The organism is Mobiluncus curtisii ATCC 43063 (genome assembly GCF_000196535.1).
Lineage (GTDB): Bacteria > Actinomycetota > Actinomycetes > Actinomycetales > Actinomycetaceae > Mobiluncus > Mobiluncus curtisii.
In genome coordinates this window covers 1,973,916-1,988,153 of the sequence record NC_014246.1, presented here as the reverse complement: position 1 = coordinate 1,988,153, position 14,238 = coordinate 1,973,916, and the positions used below count along the sequence as shown (strand labels likewise).

Below are 14,238 nucleotides of genomic sequence, written 5' to 3'. Positions count from 1 at the left end.
TCTCATACTCCCCCTCGGTGCGCTGCATGGGGTTTGTTAGGGTTACTTTTCGTTCGGGGGGATGTCGACTTTGTCGGCGGATTTAAGTTTCAGAAGTCCGCTCCACAGGTTAGCGCGATTGTCCTCAGTTTCGTCGGGCAGCGGGGGAATTTTGTCGGCAGTCGAGTCTTGCCACCAACCACGTTTCTGCAGCAGCGGTTCGACCATGCGGACGAACTCGGCGGCAATCTGGCGATAGGTGTCGGTGTTGGGGTGGAAACCGTCCTCGGCTCGAATCATGAGAGTTCGCCAGAGTGGCACATCTCCCAAGTGGCGAATGGGAACCAAAATATGGTCTGACTCGGAAACGACGCGAGTCAGGATATCGTTCATTTCGATGGCACGTTTATCTGCCGGTAGTGGTTTTGCCGGGGGAACTTCAGAGATAAGGGCGGGGGCAGGTAGGCTTTCAACGATAATTTCCATCTGCCGTTGGAAATTTTTAGGGTTTTGACCCTCCGCGGAAAATACGTCGTTACCGCCTATGTCCAGGGTGATGATGTCTGGCGTCAGACCCGTGGCCAGCATCTGCGGAATCTGCGCGTTCACCACAGTCGAGGCGACGGCCCCGGAAATGGAATAATTCAGCACAATCACCCGACGCTGTGTGGCGCGTCGCAGATAAGAGGCAAACAAAGCCACGTAAGAGTCGTGTACGTCCTCGCACCCCACCCCTTGTGCAGCGGAATCACCTAGAGCAACGTAAACCAGGGGAGGAGCGTTTTTGATCTTGGAGGGACGGTGTAGTTTCTGACCGGTTTGCGGAAAGATGAGTTTGTTGGAGTACCAGTCGCTACGGTGCAGATAGTGTTGCGCCCCGTTGGAGAGCAGCGCAAAGCTGGGGGCGTAGATTTCCGGATTTGTCAGCATTCCCAGTTCGTTTAGTTTAGCTAGCCCGGAAATGACGTGGTCTTCCCAGAACCAGCGGTGACTGGAAACCTCTTGATGGACCTTCCACATCCCCGCCGCCGCAGTGCCCGCCCAGACCAGGGACGATGACGTTCCCAGTGCCGTGAGGGCAGAAACTTTTGCCGAAGCGGGCAATTCTCGAAACAGCTCGAGTACCGTCTCAACAGAAATTTTTTTGGCAACCATAGTTTCAGCTTACTCGGCTCGCGCTGTTTTAAGCGCGCCAGAACGTGTATGGTGGGCCATACTGGGATCGAACCAGTGACCTCTTCCGTGTCGCCTGGTGTTAACGACACACCCCTAAGAGGGTGCTGGTTGGGTAGTCACGGTATGCCCCAGATAAGCGGGCATAAGAAAACCGCCCTGGCGTATAGCCAAGACGGTTCAGATATGCGTTGAGGCGGTAAGCCTGCCCGTGCTACTGCGTAGCCTGGTGGGCTGGCCCCGCCTCAACGACTAAAGTATCTCATTAAACCCTAGGAAATGGCATCCAATATGTCTTGGTAGTATTCCTCGTCGAAAAAGGGTTTAAGAGCAAGGATTTCATCCAACACATCAGCAGGAATGTCTCTTGACGAGTTCTCTACCACGGCACTTATTCCTGCATGTGCAGCAAACGTTCCATCATTGTCGATGAAACTGTTCATGTCCTCTAGCTCTTTTTTGGTAATCACGTTTCGTTCATACATGTGCTGGAGGACAGCTCTTGTTTCAGATTCGCCATTCATGTTTCTCCATATGCTGTTGTATCCAGTTGAGGGTTCTTAGCTGAAGTTCTTCGTCCCACGATGTGTTCACTTCGTATTCGGTATCGCGTAAGAGTTTCTCGGGTACTTCAACGGAATCCAATAAAGCGAACTGAAGAAAGTCGTCTATCTCCATCCAGGAATCGCCTTCAGCGCGATCACTTTCGATTAGAGATTGTGCCTCGTCGGACAGATGACTGAATAAATAGGTGTCGTAGTCTTTCAGGATTTGTATCAAGTTAGACATTGCGCTCACCTCTGCTGCATTTTATCCCGGTTCGCAGGACCTTTTCTATTTTACCCGATTGGGTATTGACGTAGAATCCCTTACCGGTTACCGGGAATGCTAATCTGAATTTTGTGTATGTGAACTGCACCAGAACGTGGAAAACTCGGGGATGACATCGTCGAAATCTTTATCAGTTTGCAACGCTCTCAGGGCGTGTCGCGACGTGGACTCTCCCGAGAGTCTGGCGTGAAGTTAGGTCGGCTTGGAAATATTCTGTCGCGCAACTACACGCTTACGATTGACGAAATCGGCGCTATCTCAACAGCGCTGAATGTGTACGCCTGGGAGGTTGTGGCTGCTGCGGAGTGGTGGTGTACGGGCAGCCCTCGGCAGGACTCACCAGCAAGGGCAAATCGATGTCGCAGCGCTCATCGAGGCTGCAGCCCGCTACCAAGATAAAGACTGCGCCCCAACCTCAGCAGCCCCGAAGATAACCCCACTATTCTCTGACCGGCGCAACGACGGCTTCTACGGCTACGAAGCCCTGCCCCGCAGGGCATAGCATCCAGGCAAGTTTTCTTGACGCTGGATACTTTTGTCAAGTATGATTGACGTATGGAGTTTAAGGAAAGCGCCTTCAAACACGGATACAACCGCACGGAAATCACCCACGCTATCCGCAACGCTTGGCGAATCCTTGACCTCGACGAAGGCGTAACCCTATTCCTTCGGGAAACATCCTTGAAATACTAACCAACAGAGACGGCACCGTATTCCATGCGATGCAAGCCAGACCAAAATTCTTCCAATAAAAGGTGATAACAATGGAAACCAAAACAAAACTAAGTGACGAAGAATACGCCTTACAGTTCATCAAGTCAGACCCGCAAGACATCATCCGAAACGTCAAGGCAATCCACGAGGGAGAAATCCTACGTCTTATACAGACCGCTCGCGATAGGAAAGAAGCTGCCGAACATGACCTCGTAGACGCAGTACGCCAGGCTCGCGCCGAGGGCGTTACTTGGCAAGCCATTGGCGGGCTACTCGGCATGAGCCGCCAAGGCGCACAATCCTTTTACGCCGAACGCATCGCCTAATACTGTAAAGAAAGGACTAACATCCATGCCCGCCCGTTATCTGGCTCTCACTGACGTTGCCAATCGTATCGGCATAGCTGAAGGCACTATCCGCTCTTACTCGGCTAAAGGAATGCTCCCTGAACCTGACGCATACACAGGTACGGGTGCCCGGGCTGTGCGTGGCTGGCTACCCGAAACCATAGACGCGTGGAACCAGGCACGCCCAGGACGCGGGAACTGGGGTAATAATAGGGGCAGTTCAGCGGATTTGTAATATTATGACCCGTTTTGAAACATTACCATCGTAAATCTGACCTATCCAGTGGTCTCGTTGTGTGTCATAGTAGAGACTTCCGGTGCCGTATGTGCGGTTTTTTCATGGTTGCCGCTTTTTCTTTTTTAGGAAGTGCTACCTTGACGCTCTGACTGGGGTTTTGGGAACGCTATTTTTGGGTGCCTCCACCGGTTTTGTGGTGCTATTGGTGGTGCTTTTTTAGCGATTATTTCCGACTATTTCCGATTATTTCAGAAATAAAAATAACAGCCCCGAAGCCCTTATTTGCTGGGGTTTCGGGGGTGTTTTTCCTGGTGGGCCATACTGGGATCGAACCAGTGACCTCTTCCGTGTGAAGGAAGCGCGCTACCGCTGCGCTAATGGCCCAAGGCTTATAAAGTTTAGCCTTATGTGGCTCGGAACGCAAAACGTTGACGGAATGCGGGAGAAAGGACGGTATCTGGCACTCGGTGGGGTTAGGGAACGTTGAGTCGAGCCGAAAAATCTGCGTGGAATCTTATTCACTAGTTTTAGCCGAAACTGGTCGCGAGAGAAACAAACTGGTACATGTTAAGAAAAATGCCCAGACAATTATCAGAATTTCTACAGCTATCGTTTAGAATTCTAATATGTGTGAGGTTTCAGATTCTGCTGTTCTCGTTAAAAAGCGCGTAACTTTGGATGATGTGGCAAAGGTGGCACACGTGGCGACCTCTACCGCTTCGCGGGCGTTGAATCGTCCGGGGCGTATCAATGCTGAGACAGAAGCCCTGGTGCGCCAGGTTGCGATTGAACTAGGTTACGAGAGGCCCGAAAATTTTTGGTTGCGGACGCACGTACTGACCCAAAAAGTTGGGGTCGTGATTGCGTTGGAGCAGTATCGCATGTTGGCTGCGATACAGGACAAATTGATTCTGGAGCATTACTTGCCGGTCTTGTATCCCACTGTTCCAAACCAAAGCGCGCGAATTATCAAGCGGGAGTTCAATAATGTAGACGGTCTGATTATCGATAATCCGCAAACACCCGGACGTATTCACTTGGAAATCCCTAATACTGAGCCACTGGTGGTGACGAATTGCGTGATTGACGAAGCGACTTGTGTCGTGCCGGATACGGAACAGGGAGTGGCGGTCTTGCTGACGCATCTAAAGTCGTTGCGTCATCGGTCGATTACCTACTTTTACGCAAAGGATTGCTGGCTGGGCGAGAGCATTTTGCAGGCTTTGCAGTCTGGATGTGAGCAAGCGGGAGTGATTTTGCATCCGGTGGGAAACGTGGGAAATAACCTGGAGGCTGGCGCTCGTGCAGTCGCGGCGTGGTGCCGGCACAAGGACAGTGCGGCGGTTTTTTGTGGAGATTATTCTGCCCTCGGGTTTATGCAAGAGCTGAACCGTTCGCTAAAGATGCTGGTGCCTGACGATGTTTCTGTCGTTGCCATCGGTGATGCCTTTATCGGACGTTTATGCCCTTCCGTCACCACGACTCTGGAGGTTCCGTACCGGAGAATTGGTACTGAAGCGGTGCGCCAGTTGCTCAGTCAGATTTATCATCCGTCCGGTCGCGAAAGACGGGTGAAACCGATGAAAATGAGCCTCGTAAACGGTGGTACTACAGGCATTTCTTGATTTGAGTGCCGGCTGGCTCCGTGCCGTATTTGCAACCTCTGGTGACTTATGTATAAGATACTGGGGTTGGTTTTTCCAGCGTGTTGCGGATGTAGCTCAGTTGGTAGAGCATCACCTTGCCAAGGTGAGGGTCGCGGGTTCGAGTCCCGTCATCCGCTCGGTTTTTGGGGGAATCGAGCCTCGGTTCGGTTCCCCTCAAAAATTGGCTGTCTGAGGAGTCCTACCGGGTGCGTAACAGGTACTGGGTTTGGGCTTCTTTATAGAGTATGATACTCAAGACCACATTGGTGGGTTGGCCGAGTGGCTAGGCAGCGGCCTGCAAAGCCGTATACACCGGTTCGAGTCCGGTACCCACTTCGACGGGCGGTTGGCGCAGCTGGTTAGCGCGTTTCCTTGACACGGAAGAGGTCGCAGGTTCGAGTCCTGTATCGCCCACCACGACGCAGGTCGAGGATAAAGCCACGACCTGCGTTTTTTGGTTTTATGAGCCGGGCAAGCTTGCTTGCAAAGGCTCATAAAACCAAAAAACGTTAGCGGGGGACCCGCTGGTGGTTTTATCCGAGACCAAGGAAGTGGCGCGCAATTTTGCGGAGCAAAATTGCTGGCACCTCGGCGCGGGTTTGGTTGCTATTTTGCGGAGCAAGATAGCTGGTACTTAACATGGCTGCTAAATCTCCCAGAATGTTTTTCCTATTATTTCCCGCGCGTATAAGATTGTCTCAGTAAACCAAGACTGAGAAAGGCGCAAAGTGTCCGAGATCAACGTCACTATTGACGGGAAAGCAACCCAGATTGAATCCACTATCACCGGTGAAGATTTGTACCGGGATCGTAAAGAAGTCATTGCTTACTTCATCAACGGTCAGGCACGTGACCTGTATCGCGAACTCCATGACGGGGACACAGTTGAAGCCATCACTATCGACTCTGAGATGGGCTTGAACATCTTGCGACACTCCTGCACTCACGTGATGGCTCAGGCAGTCAAGCAGGTTCGCCCGAATGTGAAGTACGGCATCGGTCCTTTCATCGAAAACGGTTTTTACTATGATTTCGGTGTCGATGAGCCTTTCACTCCGGAAGATTTGAAAGCCATTGAGAAATACATGGCGCGGATTTGTAAAGAAGACCAGAAGTTCGTGCGCCGGGTCGTTACCGAAGATGAAGGTCGCGCTGAACTCGCCGATCAGCCTTACAAGCTGGAATTGATTGGCTTGAAAGGAACAGACTCCGACAATGACCAGGCTGCCGCCGGAGCTTCGGTGGAAGTCGGGGGCAGTGAGCTGACGATTTACGATAACGTGCGCAACAACGGTGAGGTGGCGTGGAAGGACTTGTGCCGTGGTCCTCACGTACCTTCGACCCGGCTCTTAAACGGCGTGTTTAAGCTGATGAAAGTATCAGCCGCGTACTGGCGCGGTGACCAGGCAAATGACTCTCTGCAACGTATCTATGGCACCGCTTGGGCGACTAAAGATGATTTGAAAGAGTACGTGACCCGCATGGAGGAGGCTGCCAAGCGCGACCATCGCCGGCTGGGCAACGAGCTCGATTTGTTCAGTTTCCCGGAGGAAATCGGATCTGGTTTGGCGGTGTTCCATCCCAAGGGTGCGATGGTGCGTATGGAAATGGAAAACTATTCTCGACGTCGCCATCTGGAAGAAGGGTACTCTTTCGTTTACACCCCGCATGTCACTAAGGGTCAGCTGTTTGAAACGTCGGGGCACTTGGAGTGGTACAAAGACGGTATGTTCCCGCCCATGCGTGTGGATGAGGAGTGCGATGATCAGGGCAATGTCACCAAGGAAGGCTTCGACTACTACTTGAAGCCTATGAACTGCCCCATGCACAACCTCATCTATAAATCTCGTTCGCGTTCCTATCGGGAGCTACCGCTGCGCTTGTTTGAGTTCGGAACGGTCTACCGTTACGAGAAATCTGGTGTGGTTCACGGTCTCACTCGCGGACGTGGCTTCACCCAGGATGACAGCCATATCTATTGCACGCGCGAACAGATGAAAGACGAGCTGACAAAACTGTTGACTTTCGTGCTGGATTTGCTCAAAGACTACGGGTTGGATGACTTTTACCTGGAACTTTCTACAAAGAATCCGCACAAGTTTGTGGGGTCTGACGAGATTTGGGAGGAAGCGACCAATACGTTGGCGGAAGTTGCCACAGCTTCGGGCTTGGAACTGGTTCCGGATCCAGAGGGAGCGGCGTTCTATGGTCCCAAGATTTCCGTGCAAGCTCGAGATGCAATCGGTCGCACATGGCAGATGTCGACCATTCAGCTGGACTTTAACCTGCCCGAACGCTTTGATTTGGAATACACCGCGGCGGATGGAAGTCGGCAACGTCCCGTGATGATTCACCGTGCCTTGTTCGGTTCAATCGAACGCTTCTTTGGGGTGCTGACTGAGCACTATGCGGGAGCATTCCCGGCTTGGCTGGCGCCGGTGCAGGTGCGTTTGGTGCCGGTGGCAGAGGCATTCAATGACTACTGCGAAGACATTGCGAACCGTTTGCGTGCGGAAAACGTTCGGGTCGAGGTGGATACGACCGATGACCGTTTCGGTAAGAAAATCCGCAATGCTGCCAAGGATAAGATTCCTTTCACTCTCATTGCTGGTGGGGAGGACGCTGAGGCAAACGCGGTGTCTTTCCGCTATCGCGGTGGGGAGCAAAAGAACGGTGTCCCAATTGACCAAGCGATTGCGGAAATCCTGGAGGTTATCCGCAGTCGCAGGAACGACTAAGATGACTGACTTACCCGCGGAATCAAGCGAAAATTTCGGTGCGCAAACTGACGGGATGGAACGATTGTGGACCCCTCATCGCATGGTGTACATCGATGATGGACCGCATCGTGATGTGAAAGCCTGTCCGTTTTGTGAGGGTCCGAAAGGCGAGGACGAACAGAGTCTCATTGTGTATCGAGGCAAGACTTGCTTCGTGGTGATGAACCTGTTTCCTTACAATCCCGGTCATGTTCTGGTTTTGCCCTATCGGCATATTCCCGATTACACCGATTTGGACTTTGCGGAACGTGTCGAATTTGGCGAACTCACCGCGCACACTATGGAGGTCATCCGTCAGGTCAAAGCTCCGCAAGGGTTTAATCTGGGGATGAATCAGGGCGCGGTCGCGGGAGCAGGAATCGCGGGTCACCTACACCAGCACATCGTGCCGCGGTGGGCGGGGGACGCGAATTTCTTTCCCATCGTGGCGCGTACCAAGGCAGTTCCGGAGCTGTTGGGTCAGACTCGTCAGGTGTTGGCTGAGGCTTTCGGCGATTGGCAGCCGCGCGAAATCTGAAACTTTCCCGGTATGGGACTTGAGAAACTGTTGCTAGATCACAATGAAGACCACCAAGACTAACGCCATGCGACTGTTGGACGGTGCCGGAGTAGCTTATGAAACGTCGAGCTACTCCACGGAAGGGGACGTCGGCGCGCTCCATACTGCCGAAGTCCTGGGGATTCCCCCTGAACTCATTTACAAGACCCTGGTGTTGGAAGATGGGCAGGGCGGTCACTATGTCGCGGTCGTTCCCGCCGATGCTGAGCTGGACTTGAAAAAGACTGCCACGCATTTCGGCGTGAAACACGTCCAGCTCATCAATTGGCGGACCCTGCGGGAAGTGACCGGCTATATCCGCGGAGGATGTTCCCCTTTGGGAATGAAAAAATTGTTTCCCACGGTCATCGAGGAAACTGCCATATTGCTCGATAAGTTCTATGTTTCGGCAGGGCTGCGGGGCTTGCAAATTGTGGTTAATCCTCAGGATTTGGCACCAGTGGTGTCGGCCGGTTTCGCGGATATAGTGCAGTAATAGCTAAAATGGGGACGATTGAGAAATTTTAAGAGTATGTACAAGGAAAGAAGGAAAAATGTCTGATCAACTGGCGCAAGGCACTGGAACTGATTTAGTGAAGCGGGGTATGGCGCAGATGCTCAAGGGCGGTGTCATTATGGACGTCGTAAATGCCGAGCAAGCCAAGATTGCCCAAGATGCCGGTGCCGTGGCGGTGATGGCTCTGGAGCGCGTTCCGGCGGATATTCGCGCCGAAGGTGGAGTCGCCCGTATGAGCGACCCTGATTTGATTGATGAGATTATCAATGCGGTGTCTATTCCTGTGATGGCAAAAGCCCGAATTGGTCATTTTGCGGAAGCTCAGGTGTTACAGAGCCTGGGTGTGGATTACATCGATGAATCCGAAGTTCTGACCCCGGCTGACTACAAGCATCACATCAACAAGTGGGATTTCACCGTGCCTTTCGTGTGTGGCGCCACCAACCTCGGTGAGGCTTTGCGTCGTATCAGTGAGGGCGCTGCCATGATTCGTTCCAAGGGTGAAGCCGGTACCGGGGACGTGTCCAACGCGGTGACCCATATGCGCACCATGACTTCTCAGATCAACCGTTTGACCACCATGCGTCCCGATGAGCTCTTTGACGCCGCCAAGGAATTGCAGGCTCCCTATCCGCTGGTCAAAGAGGTTGCGGAAACCGGGAAGCTGCCGGTCGTGCTGTTCACCGCGGGCGGTATCGCCACCCCGGCTGACGCGGCGTTGATGATGCAGTTGGGTTCCGAGGGCGTGTTCGTGGGCTCCGGCATCTTTAAGTCCGGTGATCCGGCGAAGCGCGCGGCGGCGATTGTGAAGGCTACGGCTCGCTACAACGAACCGGAAGTGGTCGCTGAGGTGTCCCGTTCCTTGGGTGAAGCCATGGTCGGCATCAACGTTCACGATATTCCTGACGAGGCACGCCTAGCTCAGCGCGGTTGGTAAATCGCTGGCTCGGTCGTGAGCCAGCATGTTCGCGTCTTTAGGAAAAACCACAGAAAAGGATGATTTTGGATCAAAAACAATGGCGCGTAGGCGTCTTGGCTCTGCAGGGTTCGGTGATTGAGCATGTCCGAGCCCTGCAGGCTTTGGGAGCCCTTCCTGTGGAGGTAAAAGTTAGCGCTCACCTGCAGGATTTGGACGGTTTGATTATTCCCGGCGGGGAATCTACCACCATGTATAAGTTGGCGCGAGCCTTCGACCTGTTCGATTCCTTAAAAGCCTTTGTTCACAGTGGAAAAGCCATTTATGGCAGCTGCGCAGGCATGATTATGCTGGCTGACCACATTGTTGACGGTATCGAGGGGCAAGAGACGCTGGGAGGATTGGACGTGGTAGTGCGACGTAACGCGTTCGGTCGACAGGTCGATTCGGCGCAAAGTTTCGTCGACCCCGGTTCCTTCGGGGGCGACCAGCCCCTTCCGGCGGTATTTATTCGCGCTCCTTGGGTGGAGTCGGTCGGATCGGGGGTGGAAGTGCTCTCGACTTGGCAGCAAACTCCCCAGTCGACTCCGCGAGTGGTGGCAGTACGCCAAGGTCCCTTGTTGGCGACCTCATTCCACCCCGAAGTAACCGATGACCTGCGAGTACATAGCTACTTCTTGAACCTTGTGAAAGCTCAGACCAACTGAGAGCCACTAAAAGGGGAAAGATCATGGACGAAGTCTGGCGTTCGGCACAGCACTGTGATGCTGTGCCGAACGCGGGGTTCGAGAGTGATACGCAGACCTCTCTGGAGGACTATTTCCTGAATGAATGGCCCCAGGATGAGGACGGCTATAACCATCGCCAGGCCGCACGAGTCGTGGCTTTCAACAGTCGTGACGAGTTGCTATTGCTGCGTGGGCATGACTTTTCTGACTTCGACCACTGGTGGTGGTTTACCGTCGGCGGCGGACTGGAGATAGGGGAGGACCCGCGAGCTGGGGCAATACGGGAGTTCTTTGAAGAAACCGGTTACCGTCTGCAGCCAGACGCGTTGGTTGGTCCGGTGCTATGCCGGCACGCCACCTTCGAGTTTCACGCGTTGACTTGCCGCCAAGACGAGCTGTTTTTTCTGACCTGGCTGCCTGGAGAACCCGTGTTTGTGCGAGACGGGTTTACCGCCGTCGAACAGAAAGTCTTGGATGAAATGAGATGGTGGAACCTCGCTGCATTACAGTGCGAAATCGCTGATGGTGCGGTGGTTTACCCGCAGGATTTAGTTTCCCTGGCGCGCGGCTGGCTGCGGGGCTGGGATGGGACCTGCCCGGAAATCAGTGAAGGTACCGTGGGGAAGCGCCGCCCTGCTGGTTAAACTTTTGGTGCCTGATCACAGAACAGGCACCAAAAGCATTTATTTTGACCGAAGTCAGTAATGAAAGGCGTTTTCGGTGCCTCCGATTGTGGGGTGTGCAGGTTCGCCGTGGCATGCCGCTATCCCTAGGCTAGCTTTCAGGCTAAAATTTGTAGCCATGCTCGCGTCCTCGCTTTCCGTGTTTGATGTCATCCAAGTCGGTGTCGGACCTTCCGCTTCACACACCGTCGGGCCGATGCGCGCCGGTGCGGATTTCGTGGCACTATTGCTTGATTCTGGGCAGCCTTTCCGGCGTCTGGAAGTTGAGCTCCAGGGTTCTTTGGGTGCCACTGGTCGCGGACACCTCAGCGATGGTGCGGTGCTGGGAGGTCTTTCCGGTTTCGTTCCCGCTACGGTACAGCCCGGCGCGGTAGCGCGTCTGTTGGACGCGGTGACTCCGGAAGGGGCACTAGTCTTGCCGGGCGGGTTGACGGTGCCGTTCTGCTTTAAGCGGGATTTGCTTTACCGACCGCAGACGATAGCCCCATTCCACGCGAATTCTCTCGTGATTAGAGCCTACGATGATGCTCAGGTTACCTTTTCGAAACGCTACTATTCCACCGGTGGGGGGTTCGTCACCCGTGACGAGGCAGATTTCGGGGAACCCGGTGAACTGACCTCCCTCGATGAGGGTACCGCCGCAGCTGACGTGCCCTACCCGTACAACTCTATGGATGACCTTTTGCAACTGGCGCAAAGTGAGGGAAAATCCCTCGGCGACCTGGTGCGAGCCAATGAGCTAAGTCGGATGACCAAGACTGAGCTGGGGCAAGGTCTGGACAACCTGCGCAAGATGATGAACAAATGCATAGATAACGGCTGCACCAGCACGGAAACCATTCTGCCTGGCGGATTGTCCGTGCCGCGCCGAGCGCACCGATTGTTCCTCCACTTGCGAGCTCGAGATGGCAAGCCCGGCACTCCGGCGATTTGGCGTAGCTTCGCGCAAGACCCTATGCGCGCAATGGACTGGGTGAACCTGTGGGCGCTGTCCGTAAACGAGGAAAACGCGGCTGGCGGAATGGTGGTGCGAGCCCCCACAAATGGTTCGGCGGGTATCGTGGCAGCGGTGGGGCGTTACCTGCAGTGGTTTTGTCCCGAAGTGGAACAGAAATGTGGCTCGGCGCAGCGCGACTACCTGACGGTGGCAGGGGCGGTAGGTGGAATTATTAAAACGAATGCCTCTGTCGCTGGGGCAGAAGTCGGCTGTCAGGGTGAAGTCGGATCCGCGGCAGCTATGGCAGCGGGAGGCTTGGCTGCCGCTTTGGGGGGCAGTCCTCACCAGATTGAGAACGCCGCTGAAATCGCGATGGAGCATCATCTGGGCTTGACCTGCGACCCTATCGGCGGTCTGGTGCAGGTTCCCTGCATCGAACGCAATGCTATCGCTGCCATCAAAGCTATTAACGCCGCCCGCATGAGCTTGTGGGGAGACGGAACACATCGGGTCAGCTTTGACGAAGTTATTGAGACTATGCACCAGACTGGTCTGGATATGAACTCAAAATACAAAGAAACCGCCACCGGGGGGCTGGCGGTCAACGTCGTGGAATGCTGAAAAATCAGCGTTTAGAAATCGAAATTTGGGTTTCATGCGGCTACGGTCCGATGATTGTGTCGGAATTGCGGTAATCTCAGTTGGACGATACGAGGAACGTTTTATTAAACTGTCTTCGTTATAGGCAAGAAGTTTAAGGAGATACACCAATGTCGGGTCACTCAAAATGGGCCACCACGAAACATAAGAAGGCTGCCATCGACGCCAAGCGCGGCAAGCTGTTTGCGCGCCTGATTAAGAATATCGAAGTGGCGGCGCGTACCGGCGGCGGTGATCCTGCCGGTAATCCGACCCTTTTTGATGCCATTCAGAAAGCCAAGAAATCCTCCGTTCCTGCGGATAACATCGATCGCGCGGTGAAGCGCGGCTCTGGTGCTGAATCCGGTGGTGCAGACTGGCAGTCCATTACTTACGAAGGCTACGGACCTAGCGGGGTGGGCTTCATCGTGGAGTGCCTCACCGATAATAAGAATCGCGCGGTGTCTGAAGTGCGGACTATCTTTAGCCGTAACGGTGGCAATATCGCCGATTCTGGTTCCGTTTCTTACCAGTTTGCCCGCCGTGGGGTCATCGAGGTCGCCAAAGTTGACGGCTTGGACGAAGACAAGATTCTGGAAGCGGTGTTGGCAGCTGGCGCTGATGATGTGGAAGATGCTGGTGAAATTTTTGTAATTGAGACTGAACCGACGGATTTGGTGGCGGTGCGTACCGCTTTGCAGGATGCTGGGATTGACTACGACTCGGCGGAATCCCAGTTCGTTCCTTCGGTCAAGGTGGGCTTGGACTTGGATGCCTATCGCAAGGTCATGCGCCTGTTCGACGCTCTCGAGGATAGCGATGACGTGCAGAACGTGTACATGAACGGCGATGCTTCCGATGATGTCATCGCACAATACGAAGCCGAATAGTAAACGTCTCTATGCGAGTTTTGGGCATCGACCCCGGTATCACCAGGTGTGGTATCGGGGTCGTTGACTTTGATACGAGCCGGCGGTGTACTTTGGTCTATGTCGATGTGGTGCGCAGTGACCCGAACACTGCCACACAGTTTCGACTCTTGAAAATTTCACAAGGGGTGGCTGAAGCTATCAATCGCTTTCAGCCGGACATTGTGGCTTTGGAGCGTCCTTTTGCAAAGGAAAATCGTCAATCTGTAGCTACCACTATGCAGGCGATGGGCATCGCCATGGTTGAAGCAGCGCGTCAGGGGCTCCCTGTAGCAGTACACACGCCCTCGGAGGTGAAAGCAGCTGTGAGTGGTAATGGGAGCGCCTCTAAAGCGCAGGTACAGGCTATGGTGGCACGGATTTTGCGCTTAGATAAACCACCAAAGCCCGCCGATGCGGCTGACGCATTAGCTATTGCTATCACTCAAGCCTGGCGTGGCACGGGGATTCTCGGAGCGGGTGCGGATGGAGACTTTAGTATCAGTTTGAGTGGGAAAGTGAAAACGGCAGCCGGCACTCACTTGACTGCTGCCCAACGCTTGTGGGCAGAAGCGGAAGCAAAAACTCGACGTTCCGGCGCGGTGGATCCACGACGACACCAGAAACCGCTATAGTACAAATGTTCGAATTTTCAACCACGAGG

Annotated in this window: 17 protein-coding genes and 4 tRNA genes; 17 read left to right on the top strand and 4 right to left on the bottom strand. The window is 53.9% G+C overall.

The genetic code is table 11. The features are described from left to right. Positions 1-42: 42 nt before the first annotated feature. The 3 genes from HMPREF0573_RS08635 to HMPREF0573_RS08625 all read right to left on the bottom strand — a co-directional run bounded on the left by HMPREF0573_RS08635 (position 43) and on the right by HMPREF0573_RS08625 (position 1,941). On the bottom strand, positions 43-1,134 hold the full coding sequence (locus tag HMPREF0573_RS08635; RefSeq protein ID WP_013189585.1) for an SGNH/GDSL hydrolase family protein: 1,092 nt from the start codon (positions 1,132-1,134) through the stop codon (positions 43-45). A 290-nt stretch (positions 1,135-1,424) separates the two neighbouring features. Continuing rightward, positions 1,425-1,622 (bottom strand): hypothetical protein, encoded by a 198-nt coding sequence (locus HMPREF0573_RS08630; protein WP_370446365.1) that lies wholly within the window; start codon positions 1,620-1,622, stop codon positions 1,425-1,427. Between the two features lie 37 nt (positions 1,623-1,659). Beyond that, positions 1,660-1,941, bottom strand: a complete 282-nt coding sequence (locus HMPREF0573_RS08625; RefSeq protein ID WP_013189584.1) for a hypothetical protein — start codon at positions 1,939-1,941, stop codon at positions 1,660-1,662. A 313-nt stretch (positions 1,942-2,254) separates the two neighbouring features. Between HMPREF0573_RS08625 and HMPREF0573_RS09660 the strand changes: the two genes are divergently transcribed. The 4 genes from HMPREF0573_RS09660 to HMPREF0573_RS09655 all read left to right on the top strand — a co-directional run bounded on the left by HMPREF0573_RS09660 (position 2,255) and on the right by HMPREF0573_RS09655 (position 3,279). Beyond that, entirely contained in the window at positions 2,255-2,485 is a 231-nt protein-coding gene (locus HMPREF0573_RS09660; protein ID WP_013189583.1) for a hypothetical protein, read from the top strand. 53 nt (positions 2,486-2,538) lie between these two features. Further along, positions 2,539-2,676, top strand: a complete 138-nt coding sequence (locus HMPREF0573_RS09795) for a hypothetical protein (protein ID WP_013189582.1) — start codon at positions 2,539-2,541, stop codon at positions 2,674-2,676. Between the two features lie 71 nt (positions 2,677-2,747). After that, entirely contained in the window at positions 2,748-3,023 is a 276-nt protein-coding gene (locus HMPREF0573_RS08620) for a hypothetical protein (RefSeq protein WP_013189581.1), read from the top strand. A 25-nt stretch (positions 3,024-3,048) separates the two neighbouring features. Beyond that, positions 3,049-3,279, top strand: a complete 231-nt coding sequence (locus tag HMPREF0573_RS09655) for a helix-turn-helix transcriptional regulator (protein ID WP_013189580.1) — start codon at positions 3,049-3,051, stop codon at positions 3,277-3,279. 312 nt (positions 3,280-3,591) lie between these two features. On the opposite strand, the gene HMPREF0573_RS08610 is transcribed toward HMPREF0573_RS09655, so the two are convergent. Beyond that, a tRNA-Val gene (locus tag HMPREF0573_RS08610) sits at positions 3,592-3,666 on the bottom strand. A 242-nt stretch (positions 3,667-3,908) separates the two neighbouring features. Between HMPREF0573_RS08610 and HMPREF0573_RS08605 the strand changes: the two genes are divergently transcribed. From HMPREF0573_RS08605 to ruvC, 13 genes are all read left to right on the top strand, one after another. After that, positions 3,909-4,907 (top strand): LacI family DNA-binding transcriptional regulator, encoded by a 999-nt coding sequence (locus HMPREF0573_RS08605; RefSeq protein WP_013189579.1) that lies wholly within the window; start codon positions 3,909-3,911, stop codon positions 4,905-4,907. A gap of 85 nt (positions 4,908-4,992) precedes the next feature. Continuing rightward, positions 4,993-5,065, top strand: a tRNA-Gly gene (locus HMPREF0573_RS08600). Between the two features lie 128 nt (positions 5,066-5,193). Continuing rightward, positions 5,194-5,264 (top strand) — tRNA-Cys (locus HMPREF0573_RS08595). 4 nt (positions 5,265-5,268) lie between these two features. Continuing rightward, positions 5,269-5,345 (top strand) — tRNA-Val (locus HMPREF0573_RS08590). A gap of 311 nt (positions 5,346-5,656) precedes the next feature. After that, positions 5,657-7,666 carry a threonine--tRNA ligase gene (thrS, locus tag HMPREF0573_RS08585; RefSeq protein ID WP_013189578.1) on the top strand — a complete coding sequence of 670 codons (2,010 nt, stop codon included), beginning with the start codon at positions 5,657-5,659 and terminating at the stop codon, positions 7,664-7,666. A gap of 1 nt (position 7,667) precedes the next feature. Then, the gene (locus tag HMPREF0573_RS08580) at positions 7,668-8,225 is read left to right on the top strand and encodes an HIT family protein (RefSeq protein WP_004006749.1); all 558 of its coding nucleotides are present in this window, start codon (positions 7,668-7,670) and stop codon (positions 8,223-8,225) included. Positions 8,226-8,268: 43 nt separating this feature from the next. Then, positions 8,269-8,742 (top strand): Cys-tRNA(Pro) deacylase, encoded by a 474-nt coding sequence (ybaK, locus tag HMPREF0573_RS08575; protein ID WP_004006750.1) that lies wholly within the window; start codon positions 8,269-8,271, stop codon positions 8,740-8,742. Positions 8,743-8,800: 58 nt separating this feature from the next. Continuing rightward, complete coding sequence (gene pdxS / locus HMPREF0573_RS08570) at positions 8,801-9,700, top strand: pyridoxal 5'-phosphate synthase lyase subunit PdxS (RefSeq protein ID WP_004006751.1); 900 nt, start codon at positions 8,801-8,803, stop codon at positions 9,698-9,700. Positions 9,701-9,759: 59 nt separating this feature from the next. After that, complete coding sequence (gene pdxT, locus HMPREF0573_RS08565) at positions 9,760-10,386, top strand: pyridoxal 5'-phosphate synthase glutaminase subunit PdxT (protein ID WP_004006752.1); 627 nt, start codon at positions 9,760-9,762, stop codon at positions 10,384-10,386. A 23-nt stretch (positions 10,387-10,409) separates the two neighbouring features. Next, positions 10,410-11,051, top strand: coding sequence for an NUDIX hydrolase (locus tag HMPREF0573_RS08560; protein WP_013189577.1), 642 nt, complete (start codon positions 10,410-10,412; stop codon positions 11,049-11,051). 157 nt (positions 11,052-11,208) lie between these two features. Continuing rightward, the gene (locus HMPREF0573_RS08555; RefSeq protein ID WP_013189576.1) at positions 11,209-12,648 is read left to right on the top strand and encodes an L-serine ammonia-lyase; all 1,440 of its coding nucleotides are present in this window, start codon (positions 11,209-11,211) and stop codon (positions 12,646-12,648) included. 149 nt (positions 12,649-12,797) lie between these two features. Beyond that, positions 12,798-13,556 carry a YebC/PmpR family DNA-binding transcriptional regulator gene (locus HMPREF0573_RS08550; RefSeq protein WP_004006755.1) on the top strand — a complete coding sequence of 253 codons (759 nt, stop codon included), beginning with the start codon at positions 12,798-12,800 and terminating at the stop codon, positions 13,554-13,556. Between the two features lie 11 nt (positions 13,557-13,567). After that, entirely contained in the window at positions 13,568-14,209 is a 642-nt protein-coding gene (gene ruvC, locus HMPREF0573_RS08545; RefSeq protein WP_013189575.1) for a crossover junction endodeoxyribonuclease RuvC, read from the top strand. Positions 14,210-14,238 lie beyond the last annotated feature (29 nt).

Excerpts from the sequence above, each read along its gene's own strand:
- HMPREF0573_RS08635 (WP_013189585.1), bottom strand. The coding sequence starts at position 1,134 with ATGGTTGCCAAAAAAATTTCTGTTGAGACGGTACTCGAGCTGTTTCGA.
- HMPREF0573_RS08625 (WP_013189584.1), bottom strand. The coding sequence starts at position 1,941 with ATGTCTAACTTGATACAAATCCTGAAAGACTACGACACCTATTTATTC.
- HMPREF0573_RS09660 (WP_013189583.1), top strand. The coding sequence starts at position 2,255 with ATGTGTACGCCTGGGAGGTTGTGGCTGCTGCGGAGTGGTGGTGTACGG.
- HMPREF0573_RS09795 (WP_013189582.1), top strand. The coding sequence starts at position 2,539 with ATGGAGTTTAAGGAAAGCGCCTTCAAACACGGATACAACCGCACGGAA.
- HMPREF0573_RS08620 (WP_013189581.1), top strand. The coding sequence starts at position 2,748 with ATGGAAACCAAAACAAAACTAAGTGACGAAGAATACGCCTTACAGTTC.
- HMPREF0573_RS09655 (WP_013189580.1), top strand. The coding sequence starts at position 3,049 with ATGCCCGCCCGTTATCTGGCTCTCACTGACGTTGCCAATCGTATCGGC.
- HMPREF0573_RS08605 (WP_013189579.1), top strand. The coding sequence starts at position 3,909 with ATGTGTGAGGTTTCAGATTCTGCTGTTCTCGTTAAAAAGCGCGTAACT.
- HMPREF0573_RS08580 (WP_004006749.1), top strand. The coding sequence starts at position 7,668 with ATGACTGACTTACCCGCGGAATCAAGCGAAAATTTCGGTGCGCAAACT.
- ybaK (WP_004006750.1), top strand. The coding sequence starts at position 8,269 with ATGAAGACCACCAAGACTAACGCCATGCGACTGTTGGACGGTGCCGGA.
- pdxS (WP_004006751.1), top strand. The coding sequence starts at position 8,801 with ATGTCTGATCAACTGGCGCAAGGCACTGGAACTGATTTAGTGAAGCGG.
- pdxT (WP_004006752.1), top strand. The coding sequence starts at position 9,760 with ATGATTTTGGATCAAAAACAATGGCGCGTAGGCGTCTTGGCTCTGCAG.
- HMPREF0573_RS08560 (WP_013189577.1), top strand. The coding sequence starts at position 10,410 with ATGGACGAAGTCTGGCGTTCGGCACAGCACTGTGATGCTGTGCCGAAC.
- HMPREF0573_RS08555 (WP_013189576.1), top strand. The coding sequence starts at position 11,209 with ATGCTCGCGTCCTCGCTTTCCGTGTTTGATGTCATCCAAGTCGGTGTC.
- HMPREF0573_RS08550 (WP_004006755.1), top strand. The coding sequence starts at position 12,798 with ATGTCGGGTCACTCAAAATGGGCCACCACGAAACATAAGAAGGCTGCC.
- ruvC (WP_013189575.1), top strand. The coding sequence starts at position 13,568 with ATGCGAGTTTTGGGCATCGACCCCGGTATCACCAGGTGTGGTATCGGG.